Here is a 19,741-nt window from a genome sequence, read left to right on the forward strand (position 1 = left end):
TAAACTGTTCACTTGCAATGATTCTTTAAATGAAATGCTAACCTTAATGGTTCGTTTCCTGAATTAGACACCGGAGATTCCCCATAAACGCGCAGAAACCATCAGTTTTGGAGATGGTTTGGTGAATACTGCAAGCCTGAGTGAAAGAAGCCGCATCTGGCGGCTTGTGGCCCTGCATATTTGGCAACGCTCCTTGAAATGGATGCATGGCGGGCCGCTGTTCCGCATGCAGCCGTTTTCGGCTGTGCCTGCGCGCCTGCTCATCGCGCCGCAGGATCTGCGCACTGCCGACGCGACCAATGCTGCCGATATCTACGGCGGCCGCTTCCTGTTCTCCGGCCATCTGGTGGAGACGCAAGGCAGATCTCCGTTCGAGCTTCAGGCCGTTCACGAGGACTGGCAGCGTGAGCTTCACAGCTTCGGCTGGATGCGGGACCTCCGCGCCGCCGACAGCCAGATTTCCCGGCAAAATGCCCGGGCGCTGGTGGAGGACTGGATCAAGTTCTGTGGTCGTTGGCACGACATCGGCTGGGAAGCGTCGGTCGTGACCCGCCGCATTCTGTCCTGGCTGGCGCATTCGCCCTTCATTCTTCAGGACGGCGATCACGAGTTCTACCGCAGTTTCGTGCGGTCGCTGGCCCGCCAGGTGCGTTACCTGCGCCAGACCATCAATGAAACGGAAGACGGCGTCGAGCGCCTGCATGCCGCCCTCGCCATGGCATCCGCCTGTATTTCCATGGCCGGACAGGGCCGCTTTGCACGCCAGAGCATCCGGCGTCTCGATCAGGAGCTGACACGCCAGATCCTGCCCGATGGCGGCCACATCTCGCGCAATCCGAAAGCGCTGATCGACATTCTCGCGGACCTGCTGCCGGTTCGCCAGGCCTTCGTTGCGCAAGGGCTGGAGGTGCCGCCGGCGATGGTGCAGTCGGTGGACCGGATGATGCCACTGCTGCGCTTCTTCCGTCATGGCGACGGGGCCCTTGCCCATTTCAACGGCATGGGCTCGACGCCGAGCGACCTTGTCGCCACCATCCTTGCCTATGACGATGCACGGGGCGCCCCACCGCAGAATGCACCGCATTCGGGCTATCAGCGCTTAACCGGTGGTAATTCCGTTGTCCTGATCGACACCGGCCCTGCCCCGGCCATCGGCGTTTCCGGCGACGCTCATGCAGGCTGTCTTTCGTTCGAATTCTCCTCCGGCAACAACCGGATCGTCGTCAATTGCGGCGTCTCGCCCAAGTCCAATCCGGCCTGGCGCCGGGTCAGCCGCTCGACACCTGCCCATTCCACGGCGGTGATCGAGGATACGTCCTCCTGCCGGTTCCTGTCGAACCGGCCGTTCGGGCATATTCTGGGCGCACCCATCCTGTCCGGTCCGGTCAGGGTGCCGGTTGAACGGGAAGACGATGCGGCCGGCAGCCGGATCACTGCCTCCCATGATGGTTATGCCAGCGAGTTCCATGTCCTGCATGAGCGCGACATTCGCCTTGCAGGCGACGGCACGGTGCTGGACGGCATCGACACGTTTTCGGCAATCGGACCTGTGGACAGCGAAAACCGCTACGCAATCCGCTTTCACCTGCATCCGGGCCTGCGCAGCTCGCTCATCCGCGGCGGATCAGCGGTGCTCCTGGTGTGCCGGGACGGCGAAGCCTGGGAATTCGAAGCGCCCGGGACCGAGGTCATGCTGGAAGAAAGCATCTATCTTTCGGATGTCTACGGCCACCGCAAGACCGAGCAGATCGTGATCTCCGGTGCCGTGCTCGAGGCCCCCTCCGTGGGGTGGCAGTTCCGCAAGACGGCGACCGCCAAACTCAGCCGGCGCGGCACCAGCGATTTTGACGAGCCGGACGAACTCCCGCTGGAAGAATAGAGACCTTCCGCTTTTGCTGAAGACGTGATAGGGCGACGGCAACTCCCGGACCGTCCCCAATTGCGAGGCAAATTCATGGCCATTGTGTCCAAAGCCGTACCCGTTCCCGAGCTGGTTCCCGTCAAGCGCGCCCTTCTGTCCGTCTTCGACAAGACCGGTCTTGTCGACTTTGCAAAAGCGCTGTCCGAGCGCGGCGTCGAGCTGGTCTCCACCGGCGGTTCCTACAAGGCGCTGAAGGAAGCCGGGCTTGCGGTTCTGGACATTTCAGAAGTCACGGGCTTTCCGGAAATCATGGACGGCCGCGTGAAGACGCTGCATCCGAAGGTGCACGGCGGTCTGCTGTCGATCCGTGATGATGCCGACCACCAGAAGGCGATGAGCGAGCATGACATCGTCGGTATCGATCTCTTCTGCGGCAATCTCTATCCGTTCGAGGACGTTGTCGCCTCCGGTGCCGACTACGCCACCGGCATCGAGAACATCGACATTGGTGGACCGGCAATGACCCGTGCGGCCGCCAAGAACCATGCCTATGTTACCGTGGTCACCGACCCGGCCGACTACGATGCAGTGATTTCCGAGCTTGATGCCAATGGCGGCAAGGCCCCGCTGGCCCTGCGCAAGAAACTGGCGCAAAAGGCCTTTGCCCGCACGGCTGCCTATGATGCCGCCGTCTCCAACTGGATGGCGGATCAACTGGGGGAAGCAACGCCCGCCCATCGTGCGGTTGGCGGTTCGCTTGCCGAAGTCATGCGCTATGGCGAAAACCCGCATCAGACGGCCGGTTTCTACACCACCGGTGAGCAGCGCCCGGGTGTTGCCACGGCCAGGCAGCTTCAGGGCAAGACCCTGTCCTACAACAACATCAACGACACCGATGCCGCGTTTGAGCTGGTGAGCGAGTTCGATCCGGCCCGCACCAGTGCTGTTGCCATCATCAAGCACGCAAACCCGTGCGGCGTAGCCGAAGGCGCAAGCCTGAAGGAAGCCTACGAGCTGGCCCTGCGCTGCGATCCGGTTTCAGCCTTCGGCGGCATCGTCGCCCTGAACCAGACACTGGATGCCGCTGCGGCCGAGGAAATCGTCAAGATTTTCACGGAAGTGATCATCGCGCCTGATGCGGACGACGCGGCACGCGAAATCATCGCAGCGAAGAAGAACCTGCGCCTTCTGGTCACCGGCGGCCTCGCCGATGCACGCGCCAAGGGTCTCTTCGTCAAGTCCGTTGCCGGCGGTCTCCTGGTCCAGTCACGCGACAACGGTGTGGTCGACGACCTTGACCTCAAGGTCGTTACCAAGCGCGCGCCGAGCGAGCAGGAACTGGCCGATCTGAAATTCGCCTTCCGGGTCGCCAAGCACGTGAAGTCCAATGCAATCGTCTATGCCAAGGACGGTGCGACCGTTGGTGTCGGGGCCGGTCAGATGAGCCGGGTGGATTCCGCACGCATCGCTGCCCGCAAGGCTCTGGACGCGACCGAGGCCGCCGGTCTTTCCGAACCGCTGACGAAGGGATGCGTGGTCGCCTCCGATGCGTTCTTCCCGTTTGCCGACGGTCTTCTGTCGGCCGCCGAAGCCGGAGCAACCGCCGTTATCCAGCCGGGTGGCTCGATGCGCGATGACGACGTGATTGCGGCAGCCGACAAAGCTGGCCTTGCCATGGTCATGACCGGCATGCGTCATTTCCGGCACTGATTTCGGGTATTCGCCGATGAATTGAAGTGCCGGTTTTCATTCGAACCGGCACTTCATCTGAGCTTGTAAAACATTAGCAAGCTAACGATCCAAAATTACTGTCAAAAATGACAGGGGTCATTAAGAAAAACCCTCCCACTGAAGACCTTGTTAACGCCCAACGGGTAGTCTGCAGCAAGCTTAGGCAGGTATTCGCCTGCCGTTTTCTTGCGATTCGCGGAGATTGCCGGTGTTTAGAAGAGCGAAGGTCACAACAAAGCTCATTGGGGCCAGTGCGGCGACCCTGACGGTTGCCCTTGTGGTCGGCATCAGTTTTATCGGATGGGAAGCGTCCCGCATTACGGGAGATCTTGCTCGGTCCGAAGCCGAGACAGTGGCACGCGAGCAGGCGCAATTCGTCCAGCGCGGCCTTGAAAACGGCCTGAAATCCGCACAGACGCTGGCAAGTTCCCTCGGCGGCATGAAGAAGGCCGGGTCGGTCGACCGTGAAGCCTGGAACGCCGTCGTTGAAAACCTGACGCTGACCAACAAGGATCTTTCGGGCACCTGGGGCGTGGTTGCAGGAGACGAGCTCGACGGCAAGGATGCCGAGTTCAAGGGCGACGAGAAATGGGCCGAAGACGGCGAATGGCAGCCCTATTACTTCCGCAAGGCGGACGGAACGCTGGCTTACCGGCCCATCGAGAAAATCGCCGTCGGTGATCTGAGTGCAACCAGCGACCTCTGGTTCAATGGTGCCTATGTGTCCGGCAAGGACTACATGACGGAACCCTACAGCTGGGAAGCCGATGGCAAGACCGTGACCGGTGTGTCGTTCTCTTCGCCGATCCGAGACGGGTCCAAGGTGATTGGTGCTGCCGGAGGCGACATCCTTCTGACCCCGCTGTCCGAAGTGCTTGGCCAGCAACGGCCACTGGACACGGGATCGGTTCACCTCCTGTCGCAAAACGGCGTCTGGATTGCCCACGCCGACCCTGCCGTTCTCGGCAAGCCATGGATGGAAGGCCAGTCCGAAGCCGACCTTGCCGTGCAGGACAAGCTTCTGGCGGCGGTCAAGAACGGCGAACCATTTGCCTATGACGGATATTCCAACACGCTCGGCACGGAAGTGCACCGCATCGTCATGCCGGTGCATGTGACCGGTACCGATGCCAAGCTTGCCGTGGTCGTCAACGTGCCGCTGGCGACCCTCAATGCGGCTTCGTCTTCGATCACGACCATGATCGTCGGCGTCGGTGTCGTGTTGCTCATCGTCGTGGCTCTTTCCATCTATCTTGTCGGTAACACGATTGTTCGCCGTCCGCTGGAGCGCGCCGTGCGCAGCATCCAGGCGCTCATCGATCGCCGTTACGACGAGCCGATCCACGATACCGACCGCCAGGACGAAATCGGCGAGATCAGCAAGGCGCTGGAAGTCTTCCGCGACAAGGCCCGGCAGGCCGAGGCACTGGCCGCCGAGCAGGAAGAAGCGCAGCGTCAGCAGCTGGCGCGCGCAGGCCGGATCAGCGAGCTGTCGCAGGATTTCGACCGCCAGATCTCAGAGTTGACCCAGACGGTGATGCACCAGGTGCAGGACCTCAACGCGGCGTCGATGACGCTGACGGCGGGAGCCGACGACACCAGCGAGAAGAGCACGGCAGTGGCTGCCGCTTCCGAGGAAGCGTCGTCGAACGTGGAAACGGTTGCGTCCGCGGCTGAAGAACTGATGGCATCGGTCGGTGAAATTTCCCGCCAGATGACCCAGTCCACCGAGATTGCCTCCCACGCCGTGGAACAGGCCCAGTCGACGAACCGCAAGATCGAGGGGCTCGCGGAAGCAGCCAACCGGATCAGCGAAGTGGTCAAGCTGATTACCGACATTGCCGAACAGACCAACCTGCTGGCGCTGAACGCCACCATCGAGGCGGCACGTGCCGGCGAAGCGGGCAAGGGCTTTGCCGTTGTTGCCGCCGAGGTGAAGGAGTTGGCCAACCAGACCGCCAAGGCGACCGAGGAAATCTCGTTGCAGATCCAGTCGGTGCAGACGGAAACCGCCGGATCGGTCGATGCCATCAAGGGCATTTCCGAAACCATCGAAAAGATGAACGAGATCTCTTCGTCCATCCAGGCTTCGGTCGAACAGCAAGGCCTTGCCACCGACGAGATCGCCCGCAACATCCAGGAAGCCTCCAACGGCACCCAGGAAGTGGCGCAGAACATCGTCAAGGTGGCAGCCTCTGCCGACGACACCGGCAATGCCGCCCGTCAGGTCTCGGCCTCCGCCAACGTCCTGCAGACTGAAGCCGACCGGCTCAAGCAGGAAGTTGAAGGTTTCCTTGCCAGCGTCCGTCAGGTCGCCTGAGGCGAGACTGGCAACATCTGAACATGAAGCGCGCCGGATTTTCCGGCGCGTTTTTGTTTGGGCAATGCCCGCACCGTTTCCTGGCAAAGGCGTCTGCTAGCGCTCCCGCACCCGCAACAACAACAGGAGGCCAACACCGAAAAAGACCAGGATGACGGACATGCCGGCGGGTTGGCTGGCAGTCAGGGCGGTTACCACGCCGACGGTAAGCGGGGCCAGGAAGCTGGTGACCTTTCCGGAGAGCGCCAAAAGGCCGAAATACTGGGTCACGTGCTGCGGCGGGGCTATGCGGACCAGAAGACTGCGGCAGGAGGCCTGCAACGGGCCGGACACCGCGCCGATGACACCGCCGAGTGCAATGAACACCTGTTCCGGCAGCGATGCGAAGAGGGCACCCTCGGGGGCAGCGGCGGTCTTGATGACAAAGAACACCGTTGTCCGGTCGATGGAAATCATGCCGAGGCCGCAGATCATCAGAACGATGAGCGAGAAGACAATCACCGGCTTGGCGCCGAAACGATCATCCATCGGCCCGCCCAGCAACAAGCCCAGTGTTCCGGTGATGGTCAGGATGATGCCGAAAGTACCGATCTCGATGGATCCCCAGCCAAGCTGGCCGGCGGCATAAATTCCGCCGAACGCGAAGAGGGCGACAAGGCCATCCTTGAAGATCATGTTGGAGAGGAGAAACAGGAAGATATTCCTGTTGGTGCGTGCCTGGGCCAGGCTCATGCGCAGGTTTGCAAGGCCGGCATGGATGGCCGGACCGATCTTTGCCTGGTGCGGCACGTCCGGCACGAAGAGGAACATCGGCAACACGAAAACGAGATACCAGAGCGCGGAGAACGGCCCGACGGCGCGATCGCCTTCCTGTGTCGCCGCATCAAGACCCAGAACCGGCTTGAAACCCAGCAGGGTCTTGCCTGACTCGGGGCTGGCGGCGAAAAATCCGAGGGCGATCACCAGCGTGACCAGTCCACTGGCGTAGCCGAGTGCCCAGCCGAAACTGGACAGACGTCCGATGCGTTCCGGCGGTACCAGCGAAGGCATCATGGCGTTGTTGAAGACGGTCGCGATTTCGATGGACAGCGTGCCGATGGCAAAGGCGACAAGCGCGATGGCGATGCCGTTCGGGCTTCCCGGAGCGGCGTACCAGAATGCCCAGCAACAGATGACAAACGGCAACGAGAAGAGAAGGATCCAGCGTTTTCGCCGGCCTGTTGCGTCCGCGATTGAGCCCAGTACCGGTGCTGCAAAGGCAATGCACAGTCCGGCGGCCGCAGTTGCGTATCCCCAAAGCGATTGGCCTTCGGCTGGGGTCGCGGCCAGCGTCGAGGCAAAGTAAGGCGCGAAGACGAATGTGGTGATCAGCGTGAAAAAGGGCTGTGCCGCCCAGTCGAACAGCGCCCATGAGAGAACGGCGCGCCTGTCGGTAGATTGCAACGGGATGTCTGAAACGGTTGTCATGGAAAAGGGCAACTCGCTGCCTGGGGGATCAAGACCGGGACGAGCCCAACTCATTCTTGCATATCGCTTCCCGCTCCTGAAGCCCACAGGTGTTTGCGAATATCCGGTGTCTGTTGCAGGAGAGAGTTTCGGTTGGCGTATGCGGCCCATCCTTCGAGACGCCACTTGCGCGGCTCCTCAGGATGAGGGTTTGGGAAGGTAGGCCTCTCACCAGCCTGGCAACACATATCACCTCATCCTGACGAAGCGCGTAGCGCTGTCTCGAAGGGCGGGCCTCAGCCTCCATGCGCCTCCAGCGATCCGAAAAGCGGACAACGAAGCGTCCGTGAGCAAGGTTCTCAAGGCCCCAATCGCGTCATCCCGGACGCAGCGCAGCGAAGATCCGGGATCGGTGAGCCAAAGACCATCTTGGGAAGGTACGCTTTGCCTTGGATGCCGCTGGTTCTCCATTCCCCGCTCGCGCATAGCGTTGCCGGGCGACGGCAATATCGCTGAAGAGCCGAAGCCGGCAGCGGAACTGCCGGCCTCATAACGCGATTTCCGCTGGCTTACGCGGTGCCGCAGATTTCCGCGAGCAGGCTTGCCGCCACGGAGAATTTCGACACGCTGAGACCGCCGTCGAGGATTTCGGAAACAGAGCGTTTGCGCCGGCCCACTTCCGCCTCGTGTTCCTCCAGCCAGCTTGTAAAACCGCCGGCGCGAACCGCCGCGATGGCCAGGGCGCGCTGCGCGGAGACCAGCATGGCCCGTGCCCGGTCGAGCGCGAGACCGTCGTAGTAGTCCCGGACGTCGAGATCGTTGGCGAGCTCGAGCATCGCACCGAGCTGGAAGTGGTGAGCAACTTCGAAATAGGCCCTTGCAGCCGTATCCAGATCTGCCCCGGTTTCTTCCGACACGATGACGATATCGGGAATGGCCCGCTCGGCCGGCAGCCAGGCGATCCGCCGGGCGAGGCTTTCCGGAACACCCTGCTCCACGAAGGCTGCGGTGCGCTCCGCCAGGACCGCGGCGGGTTCTTCCGGCAAGACCGCTTCCAGGCGATCGCGCAGCGCGGCGATACCGGCACGGAACCGCTCGACAACGGCAAACAGGCCCTTGTCGAAGGACACGTTGCGCTTGAACCAGACGACCCGTTCCAGAAGCAGCGACTGGATTTCCGAATAGAGCTCCAGCTGCAGAGCGCCGTCGATCTTCGTGTCGAGCTGGTCGATCTCCGTGTTGAGATCGGTCAGGTCGTAGCTGTTGCGCACGGCAACGAAGCCCTGAGCGATTTCGGTCGCGGTTGCGTCTGTCTGGTCACGCAGACGGGTGATGAAGGTCGCCCCGCCCCGGTTGATCATCGAGTTGGCCAGCATCGTGGCGATGATTTCACGCCGCAGGCGGTGGCCGCTGATCTCGTCCTTGTAGGTGTCGGCCATCTGGTCCGGGAAATAGCGGAACAGTTCGCGCGCCAGATAATCGTCGTCCGGAACCGAGCTTTCCAGCAGCGCGTCGTAAAGCGTGATCTTGGCATAGGCCAGCAGCACGCCCAGCTCGGCGCGGGTCAGCAGCAGCCCGGCCTTGCGCATCTCGTCGAGTGTTGCCTCGTCCGGCAGCTGTTCGACCACCCGGTCCAGAAGGCCTGCCTGTTCCAGCTGGCGCATCATGCGCACCTGGTAGCCGAAGTCTTCCATGCCGCGCAGTTCGGTCATGGAGATGGCCAGGGTCTGCAGGTAGTTGTTCCGCAACACGAGTTCGGCGACCTCGTCGGTCATTTCGGCCAGAAGTTCGTTGCGCTGCTCGATGGTCAGCTTGCCGGATTTCACCGCGGCGCCGAGGGCGATCTTGATGTTGACCTCCATGTCCGAGGAGTTCACCCCGGCGGAATTGTCGATCGCATCGGAGTTGCAGCGTCCACCCTTCTTGTTGAACTCGATACGGGCGAGCTGGGTCAGGCCGAGGTTGGCACCTTCGCCGATCACCTTTGCGCCGATTTCCGATGCGGTGATGCGGATCGGGTCATTGGCGCGATCGCCCACATCGGCGTCCGTCTCGGACTTGGCGCGAATATAAGTGCCGATACCGCCGAACCACAGCAGGTCGACTTCCATCTTCAAGATGGCGGTCATCACTTCCTGCGGCGTTGCGCTGCCCTTGTTCAGGTTGAGCAGGGACTGCATTTCCGGTGAAAGCGGAATGGACTTCAGCTGGCGCGAGAAGATGCCGCCACCCTTGGAAATCAGGTCGGTGTTGTAGTCCTTCCAGGACGAGCGGCCGAGGTCGAACATCCGCTTGCGCTCTTCCCAGGTCTTTGCCGGGTCCGGATCCGGATCAATGAAGATGTCGCGGTGATCGAAGGCGGCGATCAGTCTGGTTGCCTTCGACAGCAACATGCCGTTGCCGAAGACGTCGCCGGACATGTCGCCGACACCGGCCGCCGTGAAGGGCTGGGTCTGGATATCCCGGTTCATCTCGCGGAAGTGCCGCTTGACCGCTTCCCAGGCGCCGCGTGCGGTGATGCCCATCTTCTTGTGATCGTAGCCGGCGGACCCGCCGGAGGCGAAGGCGTCGCCCAGCCAGAAGTGCCTTCCTTCCGAAATGCCGTTGGCCGTATCGGAGAAAGTGGCCGTGCCCTTGTCGGCTGCCACCACCAGATAGGGGTCGTCACCGTCATAGCGCTGCACGCGCTCCGGCGGCAGGATGTTGTCCTCGCCGAGGTTGTCGGTCACGTCCAGAAGGGCGTTGATGAAGATCTTGTAGCTTTCCGTGCCTTCCTTGAACCAGGCATCGCGATCGCTCATCGGCGGCAGGTTCTTGGGCACGAAACCACCCTTGGCACCGACCGGGACGATCACTGCGTTCTTCACCTGCTGTGCCTTCACCAGGCCGAGGACCTCGGTACGGAAGTCCTGCGGCCGGTCAGACCAGCGCAGGCCGCCACGGGCAACCATGCCGAAACGCAGGTGAACGCCTTCCACGCGGGGGCTGTAGACGAAGATTTCCCGGAACGGACGCGGTTGGGGCAGGTCGTCGATCTGGCGGCTGTCGATCTTGAAGGCAAAGGTCGGTTTGGGCTGCCCCTTCTTGTCGAGCTGGTAGAAGTTCGTGCGCAGGATCGATTCAATCGTGTTCTGGAACCGGCGCAAGATGCGGTCGTCGTCAAGGCTGGCGACGTCCTCCAGATCGGCGGTCAGTTCGCTTTCCAGCCGTTCCGTGCCGAGGTCCCTGTCTTTTTCGGTGACATCCGGGTTGAAGCGCAGGTGGAACAGTTCCACCAGTTTGGCCGCGATCTTCGGGTAGTTGTTGAGCGTGGACCACATATAGTCTTCGGAAAAGCGGATGCCGGCCTGGCGCAGGTATCTCGACAGCGCGCGGATCACCGCCACGTCGCGCCAGGCAAGCTCCGCCGTCAGCACCAGGCGGTTATAGCCGTCGTCTTCCGCCAGCCCGGTCCAGACTGCCATGAACATGCTTTCCAGCCGGGATTGCAGCTGATCGGAAAAGACGATGTCTTCGCCGCTGCGCGATTCCAGCGTCATTTCGTGCAGGTAGGACAAGGGGGCATCGGCCGGCGTGACGCGGTAGGTCCGCTCGTTGATCACGCGGAAGCCCATGTTTTCCAGGAGCGGCACGCGCGCGGACAGCGGGATCGGCGAACCGCGGTGATAGACCTTCAGCGACAGGCGGCTGTCCCTGGTGCCTGCCTGGCGGTGGAACGTGATGGTGGTGTCGTTCTTGTCGGACAGGGTTTCCAGCTTGACGATGTCGAACAGCGCGGACTGGGCGTTGTAGACTTCCTTGTAGCCGCCATGAAACGAAAGCGCGTAGCGGTCGGCCAGCTTGCGGGCCTGCGAGGGTGCGAATTCGTCCTTGAGCGCATCGCGCACACTGTCGGACCAGGTGCGCACCATGTCGGCAACGGCGGCCTCCAGCTCTTCCTGCTGCGGCGTCGGCGTTTCCCCGCGATCGCGGCCGATGATGTAGTGAACCCGCGCAAGCGGACCTTCTGGATAGGTAACGTACCAGGCCGACACGCGTCCTTCATAGACCGAGGCCAGATAGGTGCCGACGTTCAGGCGCACTTCGGTGGAATAGCGGTCACGCGGGACGAAGACCAGAATGGATACATAGCGGTCGAACTTGTCCGGGCGGGACAGCACGCGAATGCGCGGGCGCTCGTCCAGCTGCAGGATAGCGATGGAAAAGTCGAACAGGCGCTCCCGTTCGATCTGGAACAGCTCGTCACGCGGGAAAGCTTCCAGAACGTTGCGGAGGGCGCGACCGGAATGGCTTTCCGAGCCGTAGCCGGCGCGGGCCAGAACGCTGGCAACCTTGCGGCGCAGGAACGGGATGGTGCTGGTCGGTTCGGTATAGGCGGTCGAGGCGAACAGGCCGACAATGCGCAGCTCACCGTTCATGTTGCCTTCGTCGTCATAAAGCTTGGCACCGACGTAATCCATGTGCACGCGTCGGTGCACGGTGCTCTTCACGTTGGCCTTGGCGATGATCAGCGGTTCGGGTTTCTTCAGGAACTCGCGAATTTCCGGCGTGATCTGCACGAACTCCGTGCCGCGGCGGAGAACGCGCACGTCCGGGTCGGACAAGAGGCCGAGGCCCGTGCCCTCATGGGGGGAAAGCTCGCCCTCCTCGACGCCGCCTTCGAACATGTATTCGCGCATGCCGAGGAAAATGAAGTTGTCGTTCTCCATCCACTCCAGGAAGTGGATTGCCTCCCACAACTCGTCGCTGCTGCCGGGAATTTGCGTGGTCTTGTAGGTGTCGATGGCCTCCGCCAGGCGTTCCTGCATCGGCTTGAAATCCGACACGACGGCGCGGACATCGGACAGAACCTTGTCGAGCCGTGCCTTGAGTGCCGCGCGGGCTTCGGGCGAATCAATCCGTGTCACGTGGATATGGATGAGGCTTTCCTGCCGGTCGGTCCGCTTCGGTGGTTTCTTGCGAGCCGTGGCGCTTGTCAGTTTGCCGTTGTCATCCCGTTCCACGATGAAGATCGGGTGCAGGACCAGATGAACTTCGATCTTGCTTTCCTGCAGCTCGTCCATGACGGAATCGACCAGGAAGGGCATGTTGTCGTTGACGATCTCGATAATCGAGACGCCCTTGACCTTGCTGCCCTGGGCCTTGAACGCCGGATCGGCGATGCTGACACGATGCGTGCCGAGTTCGTGGTTCTGGAAATCCTGCCAGGCGTCCCGGGCAAAGCCGGTCAGCTCTTCCGCGGTATAGGCCACCAGGTCTTCCGCTGCGCCCCGGTCATAAAAGGCGCGGGAAAACTCGGCGAGAGCCGGATCTTCCTGATTCAAGGTTGCTTGGACCGCGTCGATGAGTTTGAGTTTCTCGACGTCGTGTTTGTCCGGCATTTTCCATCCCCTTAGGCGATCGTATGGTTTGGCTCTGTCGCTCGCTCGTTCTAAGACTTAAGTTCATATTTCAGCGACATAAACGGTTTCATGACGGGAGGAGCAAATTGTCAAGTAAAGTCACGGCCTTGCAAATCGATTCAAATGTAACATTGAGTGAAAAGACACAGGCTTATTTCGACTTGTGCCAGGAGAAGCTGGGTCTCGTTCCCAACGTCCTCAAGGCATATGCGTTCGACGAAACGAAGCTGCGCGCCTTCACCGACATGTACAACGACCTCATGCTGGGCGAATGTACACTCTCCAAGCTCGAGAGAGAGATGATTGCCGTTGCGGTATCAGCGGTCAACCGCTGTTTTTATTGTCTGACGGCTCATGGTGCTGCGGTGCGCGAGCTTTCCGGGGACCCCGTGCTGGGGGAACTGATGGTGATGAACTACCGCGTTGCGGACCTTTCGCCAAAGCAGCGGGCGATGCTCGACTTCGCCGTCAAGTTGACGGAGAAGCCGGCGGAAATCGTGGAAAGCGACCGGCAAGCCCTGCGTGATGTCGGGTTTACGGATCGCGACATCTGGGACATCGCCTCGGTAACGGGCTTCTTCAACATGTCCAACAGGGTGGCTGCGGCGTCCGACATGCGCCCGAATGATGAGTATCACTCAAGGGCCCGTTGAGATAACGGAGCGTCGCGCGGCGGTGACAAGCCGCGCGATTGGGTGTATGACGCTTGCGATTTTGCACCGATCTGCCTGACGGCTTTCGGGCCCTGGGGTTCGAAACTGGCGGCGATCATGAGAGGGAGAGGAACGGGCGATGGTTGCGCGCGTGTTTATTGATGGTGAAGCCGGTACGACGGGTCTGCAGATCCGCGAGCGCCTTGCCATGCGCCGCGACCTTGAGCTGATCTCCATTCCGGACGAAAGCCGGAAGGATCCGGCTGCCCGGGCCGACTACCTCAACAAGGCCGATATTGCCATTCTTTGCCTGCCGGATGCGGCGGCCAAGGAAAGCGTTGCCCTGATCGAGAACGACACCACCCGTGTGATTGACGCCTCCAGCGCCCACCGGGTTGCCGAGGGCTGGGCCTACGGCTTTGCCGAAATGGACCTCGACCAAGCCGACATCATCGCCGCGGCCATGCGCGTTGCCAATCCGGGATGCTGGCCGCAAGGCCTGATCGCCGCGGTTCGTCCGCTGATCACCGCGGAACTGCTGCCGTCGGACTTCAACCTGACCTATTTCGGCATCTCCGGTTATTCCGGTGGTGGCAAGGGCATGATTGCCGATTACGAAGCCGCCGGAACCAGCGCAAATTCGTTTGCGCCGTACGCGCTCGGGTTCAATCACAAGCACCTTCCGGAAATGACGGAATACGGCCTGCTCGACGCAGCTCCACTGTTCACTCCGACTGTTGGCGATTTCTACAAGGGTATGCTGACGGTGGTTCCGTTGAACCTGGCAGGCCTTGCCAAGGTGCCGACGGGCGAGCAGCTGCATGCGGCGATCGCCGATCATTTCGCTTCGGTACCCGGCGGTTTTGTCGAGGTCGCGCCGCTCGAAGCACTCGAGAAATCCGACAGCCTCAATCCGCAGGCGCTCAACGACACCAACAAGCTGCATCTGCACGTCTTTGCAAATGACGCCAGGGCGCAGGCTGCGATCGTTGCCGTCTACGACAACCTGGGCAAGGGCGCGTCCGGCGCTGCGGTCCAGAACCTCAATCTTATGCTCGGTGTCGATCAGACAACCAGCCTTGCTGCGTAAGCGGCATCCGTTTTCAGGCCTTTCAGGAGAGAAGAAGAATGGAAAAATTTGAGACCCTGACCGGTGTCGCAGCGCCGTTGCCGATCGTGAACATCGACACGGACATGATCATTCCGAAGCAGTTCCTGAAGACGATCAAGCGCACCGGCCTCGGCACCGCGCTGTTCCACGAAATGCGCACCAACGACGACGGATCGGAGAACGAGAGCTTCGTTCTCAACAAGGCCGCCTACCGCAATGCCAAGATCCTGATCGCCGGTGACAACTTCGGCTGCGGTTCCTCGCGCGAGCATGCGCCCTGGGCGCTGCTTGATTTCGGCATCCGCTGCGTGATCTCCACCTCGTTCGCCGACATTTTCTACAACAACTGCTTCAAGAACGGCATTCTGCCGATCCAGGTCTCCGAAGACGAGCTGGAAACCCTGATGCATGCGGCAGAGCGCGGCGCCAACTTCACGCTGACGATCGATCTGGAAAGCCAGGAAATCAAAGGTCTTGAGAGCGGTGACATCGCCTTCAAGATCGACAGCTTCCGCAAGCATTGCCTGATCAACGGCCTCGACGACATCGGCCTGACCATGGCGAAGGCCGGTGAAATCGACACCTTTGAAAGCAAGATGGGCAACGACCGTCCCTGGGTCTGAGCCGGACTGCAAAGACTTTTGAAAAGCCGGGTTTCACGACCCGGCTTTTTTGTTTTGGTTGCCTCAGGTTCTTTAAGGCGCGCGACGCGTCGCCAAGACATGATCCTCCACTCACAGGGTCAATCCTCCGGATTTCGATCACGACAACCGCATTCAGCCGTGTTGTCCTGAAGCTCATCAACCTTGCCATCCCTGCGAAGGCAGGGATCCAGTATTTATTGGGTTCGCGAGGTTTTCCGGGGCTGTTCCCATGGCGTACTGGATCCCGGTCTTGCCGCTGACGCGTCAAACCGGGATGACAAAGAATGCGGGAATGAGTGGTTCCAAATTGGATGTCCTGCTCCGACCGGATACAAGTCGGGCGTGCTGAAAACTGGGTCGACAAATGGGCTAAATGGAGTTTTCTGGTGCGCCGCTTTCCGCCTTGGTTCGCTTCTTCACCCCTGTGACCGAACCTCCGCTGCATGATCGCAGAACCGCATTCAGCCGTGTTGTCCTGAAGCCCATCAACCTTGTCATCCCTGCGAAGGCAGGGATCCAGTATTCATTGTGTTCGCGAGGTTTTCGAAGTCTGTTCCCATGGCGTACTGGATCCCGGTCTTGCCGCTGACGCGTCAAACCGGGATGACAAAGAAAGCGGGAATGAGTGGTTCCTGTCGGATTGAATACAAACGGGCGGCGCCGAAAGGAGCTTGCCGGTGAAGCGGGACAGGGAAAGCTGGATAACCGCCTCTCATCTTCTTCACGCAGGCTTGAAAAGCTTTTCAGTGTCCTTGAACGTTTCGTGCGATAGTCCGAACGCATGGATATGATGACCTTGGCACCATACGCTCCCTGGACCGACCGACGCGGCAACCTTTCCGGTCTGCGATTGGCTGTATTCATTGCCTTGCTTCTTCCGGCGTTGCAGATCTTCTACAGCCTCGCCTTCGGACCGGTGCTGCCGGAGCCCTACGAGATGGAGCTTCATGCCAGTGGCGACTGGACGGTGCGCTTCCTGCTTGTGACCCTGGCGGTAACGCCGCTCCGGAGGATTTTCTCCTGGAACAGGATCGTCGGTGTCAGGCGCATGCTGGGTGTGACAGTGCTTGCCTATGCGCTCTTGCACCTGGGGCTTTACGCTGCGCAGGAAAGCTGGAACCTCGGCAAGGTCGTGTCTGAAATCGTTCTGCGTTTCTATCTGACCATCGGCTTTGTCGCGCTGTTCGGGCTGGCGGTGCTGGGTGCGACCTCCTTCGACAGTGCCATCCGCAAACTCGGGCGGAACTGGCAGCGGCTGCACACCCTGATCTATCCGATCGGCGGTCTCATGCTGTTCCACTTCTTCCTGCAGTCCAAGTCGGACGTCACGCAGGCCACCTTGATGGCAGGCCTGTTCGTGCTGCTGATAATCTACAGACTTGCGGTCAAGGCAGGCTTCAGCCTTGCAAACCCGCTGGTTCTGGCGGTTTGCGCGCTGCTGGCAGCTGCAGGGACTGCCGGGATCGAATTTGCCTGGTACGCACTTGCCACCGGCATTCCTGCCGACCGGGTGTTCCAGGCAAACTTCGCCCTTTCCGTTGCAATCCGTCCGGCTATCTGGGTCGGGATCATCGGGCTCGGGGTTGGCGTGGCGGCAATGGTTCAATGGATCGGCGGATTGCTTGGCCCCAAGCTGGGATTGAAGCGGGCATAGAATAGCGTCGAGCCTTCACCACCCCTGGCTTTGCATCGGACCCAAGTCGAGCGTCCTCCACCCAGGTCAGGTGGTTCCATGCGGAAGATCACGGCATGGGTTGCCGGGTCCGGCCCGGCAATGACGGAAAGAGTGTGTGGCCACAGGAATTGGGCCCGGTCTGGTTGGGGAGCCAGCCCATGACGGGTTAAGCCGAGTTTCCAGGTTTCCCAGTCCCGTCATCCCATGGCTCGACCATGGGATCCACGCCGATCCCCTTATCTTCTGATGAGCTTGGATGTGTGGAACGGCCAGGATTGCCGGATCAAGTCCGGCAATGACGGCGACAGGTGAAGATTATCTCTAGGGAATTCGAAGACCAGCCGAGAATCAGATCCAGCCATCGCTGTTTGAATTGCGAGACAATCAGCGTCGGGACTTTTGCCCTACGACTGTTTCTCGTCGTCGCGCACGCGGCGTTCGGCGTTGATCTGCTCCAGTTCGGCCATCTTTTCGCCGATGGGGCGCAGGGCTGAAACCGTTTGGCGAAACTGGTTGGCGCGCTGGTCGAGCATGCGCTGTGCAAGTTCCGGGAATTCCTGGATCATACGTTTGAAGAGCGCGCGGCGAATGCGGATGATGCGTACGCCGTCAACGGCTTCTGCCCGGCAAGGGCGCTTGTTTTCTGCAAGAAGAGCTGTCTCGCCCAGCAGTGTGCCCTGACCGACGCGCTCGATTTCCTCAAAGCCGTCCTTGGTCCTCGTCTGCAGGCTGACCGTGCCGCTGGTGATTACCAAACCGCCATCGGCGCGGTCGCCCTGATCGAACAGGCGCTGGCCGCGGTTGTAATCCATGCTTTCGGCGCTGAAGGCGAGCAGACGCAGCTGATCGTCCTGAAAGTCCGAAAGCATCGGGATTTGTTTGAGAATCGCAATGTCTTGGGCAAGGCTCATGCCCAAGAAATACGCCGATTACCGGTTACGGCACAAGCTTATATCCACCGGCTTCTGTGACAAGAAGCTCCGCATTGGACGGGTCACGCTCGATTTTCTGCCTGAGGCGGTAGATGTGCGTTTCCAGCGTGTGGGTGGTCACGCCGGAATTGTAGCCCCAGACCTCGTGCAGCAGCACGTCGCGGGTCACGGGCTTTTCGCCGGCACGGTAGAGGAATTTCAGGATGGAGGTTTCTTTTTCCGTCAGACGAACCTTGGAGCCGCTGTCGTCCTGCATCACCTTGGCGGCGGGCCGGAACGAATAGCGGCCGATGGCGAAGGTGGCGTCTTCGCTCTGTTCGTGCTGGCGCAAGTGTGCCCGGACACGGGCCAGAAGCACGGCGAACTTGAAGGGCTTGGTGACATAGTCGTTGGCACCGGCCTCAAGCCCCAGGATCGTGTCGCTGTCGCCGTCATGACCGGTCAGCATGATGATCGGTGCCTTGAAACCGCCCTTGCGCAGCAGCTTGACCGCTTCGCGCCCGTCTATGTCCGGCAGGCCGACGTCCATCAGCAGCAGATCGACGTGCTCTTCCTTGGCCATTGCGATGCCGGACGTGGCCGAATCCGCCTGGATCGTCTCAAATTCATCGTAGAGCGACAGCTGCTCCACCAGCGCTTCGCGCAGTTCGGTATCATCATCGACAATCAAAATCGTGCGGGCGGTCATCGTCGCGTCCCTCGCCAGAATCCAAAATCTCTTCACGACGACTTGTGCAAAGGACACAAGCGCGTTCCTGCTTCTATGTGCGTGGGAAATTGTTCCCGCACAAGCGGTGTCCCGTCAATTCTTCTTCACGCGGGGTTTAGGGGTGGTTTATCAAGAAGACCGGCGGAGCGGACAGGCGGAACGGACAGGATCATGAAAACCTTGAAAAAATCGGCGGGAATGCTGGAAGTTCGTGCGTCGCCTCTGAACAGGACACGCGGCGTGCTCAGTCTTGGGCGGATCACGGTCCCGTGTGCGCTCGGCCGGTCGGGCATTGTCATGCGCAAGCGCGAAGGCGATGGCGGCACGCCGGTGGGCCGGTTCGAATTGCTGCACGTCTACTATCGCCCGGACCGGGGCTTGCCGCCGGCAACGCTGCTGCCGACGGAGCCGCTGACACCGGCGTCCGGCTGGTGTGACGACCCTGGCCATCGTCTCTACAACAGGCCGGTGCAACTGCCTTTTTCGGCCAGCCACGAGAAAATGTGGCGCGACGACAGGCTCTACGACATCGTCGTGGTGCTGGATTGCAACCTGAACCCGGCCGTGAAGGGGCAGGGTAGCGCGATCTTCTTTCACATCGCGCGGCCGGGCTATTCGCCGACGGAAGGCTGCGTTGCCGTTTCGCCGGAACACATGCGCCTGATTCTTCAGAACATCGGCCTTGGCGCGGAGATGGTGATCCACGCCTGAGCCGGCCCGAACAGTCTTAAGGATTGGCACTGACCTGTGGCCGGTAGATGGTGAAGCTGCCACTGACCGTGGTCGAGGTCCTGACACCGGCGTCATCGGTCGTCGTTGCCGTGCGAATTCCGAAACCGTTGCGCTTGACGGTCTGGTCGTCGGTGACGTTGCTTTCCAGAAAGGTCGCCCTGTTGCCGTTGACACTTTCCAGGATCGCCGTGTGCCGCGGTTCGCCGCGGGACATCGTCTGTTCCTCCCAGCTACCGTCGGGCTGGGTTACACGAACCGTGACTTCAAAGCGGGTGAACTGGAAGACGTCACCCGGCCGGGCGTCCGACAGATTGTTGATCACCCGTCCCCAGACATAGGTGGAGGCCGGCTTGTTGAAGCCGACGTGCCGGAAAGCGTTGTCGACCAGCGTCCAGCACTGGCCATCGCCTTCCACCCGGCCAAGTCTTTCGGTGGCGAAATTGATCAGGCGTTGCGCCTGTTGAGCGTTTACGTCGGGCATGATCGTTATCCTTCATAACTGCCCCATGGACGCAATTTTAGGTC

Annotated in this window: 13 protein-coding genes; 8 read left to right on the forward strand and 5 right to left on the reverse strand. The window is 60.8% G+C overall.

Features of this window, described 5'->3' with window-relative positions; all coding sequences use genetic code 11:
* Positions 1–121: 121 nt before the first annotated feature.
* The 3 genes from HEP89_RS08685 (at position 122) to HEP89_RS08695 (ending at position 5,912) form a co-directional block, all read left to right on the forward strand.
* Positions 122–1,879 (forward strand): heparinase II/III family protein, encoded by a 1,758-nt coding sequence (locus HEP89_RS08685; RefSeq protein WP_208984644.1) that lies wholly within the window; start codon positions 122–124, stop codon positions 1,877–1,879.
* A 75-nt stretch (positions 1,880–1,954) separates the two neighbouring features.
* Entirely contained in the window at positions 1,955–3,571 is a 1,617-nt protein-coding gene (gene purH, locus HEP89_RS08690; RefSeq protein WP_168691795.1) for a bifunctional phosphoribosylaminoimidazolecarboxamide formyltransferase/IMP cyclohydrolase, read from the forward strand.
* A 229-nt stretch (positions 3,572–3,800) separates the two neighbouring features.
* The gene (locus HEP89_RS08695) at positions 3,801–5,912 is read left to right on the forward strand and encodes a methyl-accepting chemotaxis protein (protein ID WP_055660526.1); all 2,112 of its coding nucleotides are present in this window, start codon (positions 3,801–3,803) and stop codon (positions 5,910–5,912) included.
* 96 nt (positions 5,913–6,008) lie between these two features.
* Here HEP89_RS08695 and HEP89_RS08700 read toward each other — a convergent pair whose 3' ends face one another.
* Positions 6,009–7,379 carry an MFS transporter gene (locus HEP89_RS08700; RefSeq protein WP_168691796.1) on the reverse strand — a complete coding sequence of 457 codons (1,371 nt, stop codon included), beginning with the start codon at positions 7,377–7,379 and terminating at the stop codon, positions 6,009–6,011.
* A gap of 548 nt (positions 7,380–7,927) precedes the next feature.
* A complete protein-coding gene (locus HEP89_RS08705; protein WP_168691797.1) occupies positions 7,928–12,739 on the reverse strand; it encodes an NAD-glutamate dehydrogenase in 4,812 nt (1,603 codons plus the stop codon).
* 107 nt (positions 12,740–12,846) lie between these two features.
* Between HEP89_RS08705 and HEP89_RS08710 the strand changes: the two genes are divergently transcribed.
* From HEP89_RS08710 to HEP89_RS08725, 4 genes are all read left to right on the forward strand, one after another.
* Entirely contained in the window at positions 12,847–13,413 is a 567-nt protein-coding gene (locus tag HEP89_RS08710) for a peroxidase-related enzyme (RefSeq protein WP_031270047.1), read from the forward strand.
* A gap of 139 nt (positions 13,414–13,552) precedes the next feature.
* Positions 13,553–14,503 (forward strand): N-acetyl-gamma-glutamyl-phosphate reductase, encoded by a 951-nt coding sequence (gene argC, locus HEP89_RS08715; protein WP_168691798.1) that lies wholly within the window; start codon positions 13,553–13,555, stop codon positions 14,501–14,503.
* Positions 14,504–14,541: 38 nt separating this feature from the next.
* Positions 14,542–15,147, forward strand: a complete 606-nt coding sequence (gene leuD, locus HEP89_RS08720) for a 3-isopropylmalate dehydratase small subunit (RefSeq protein WP_023002568.1) — start codon at positions 14,542–14,544, stop codon at positions 15,145–15,147.
* An 808-nt stretch (positions 15,148–15,955) separates the two neighbouring features.
* Positions 15,956–16,822 carry a protein-methionine-sulfoxide reductase heme-binding subunit MsrQ gene (locus HEP89_RS08725; protein ID WP_209014539.1) on the forward strand — a complete coding sequence of 289 codons (867 nt, stop codon included), beginning with the start codon at positions 15,956–15,958 and terminating at the stop codon, positions 16,820–16,822.
* 425 nt (positions 16,823–17,247) lie between these two features.
* Here HEP89_RS08725 and HEP89_RS08730 read toward each other — a convergent pair whose 3' ends face one another.
* A complete protein-coding gene (locus HEP89_RS08730) occupies positions 17,248–17,754 on the reverse strand; it encodes a cyclic nucleotide-binding domain-containing protein (protein WP_023002570.1) in 507 nt (168 codons plus the stop codon).
* 25 nt (positions 17,755–17,779) lie between these two features.
* On the reverse strand, positions 17,780–18,463 hold the full coding sequence (locus tag HEP89_RS08735; RefSeq protein WP_023002571.1) for a response regulator transcription factor: 684 nt from the start codon (positions 18,461–18,463) through the stop codon (positions 17,780–17,782).
* A 192-nt stretch (positions 18,464–18,655) separates the two neighbouring features.
* Here HEP89_RS08735 and HEP89_RS08740 point away from each other — a divergent pair, with 192 nt between their 5' ends.
* Positions 18,656–19,195 carry a L,D-transpeptidase family protein gene (locus HEP89_RS08740; protein ID WP_035907882.1) on the forward strand — a complete coding sequence of 180 codons (540 nt, stop codon included), beginning with the start codon at positions 18,656–18,658 and terminating at the stop codon, positions 19,193–19,195.
* Positions 19,196–19,211: 16 nt separating this feature from the next.
* On the opposite strand, the gene HEP89_RS08745 is transcribed toward HEP89_RS08740, so the two are convergent.
* Complete coding sequence (locus HEP89_RS08745; RefSeq protein ID WP_055660126.1) at positions 19,212–19,697, reverse strand: hypothetical protein; 486 nt, start codon at positions 19,695–19,697, stop codon at positions 19,212–19,214.
* Positions 19,698–19,741: the final 44 nt, after the last annotated feature.

This window comes from Labrenzia sp. 5N, from assembly GCF_012395805.1.
Classification (GTDB): domain Bacteria; phylum Pseudomonadota; class Alphaproteobacteria; order Rhizobiales; family Stappiaceae; genus Roseibium; species Roseibium algicola.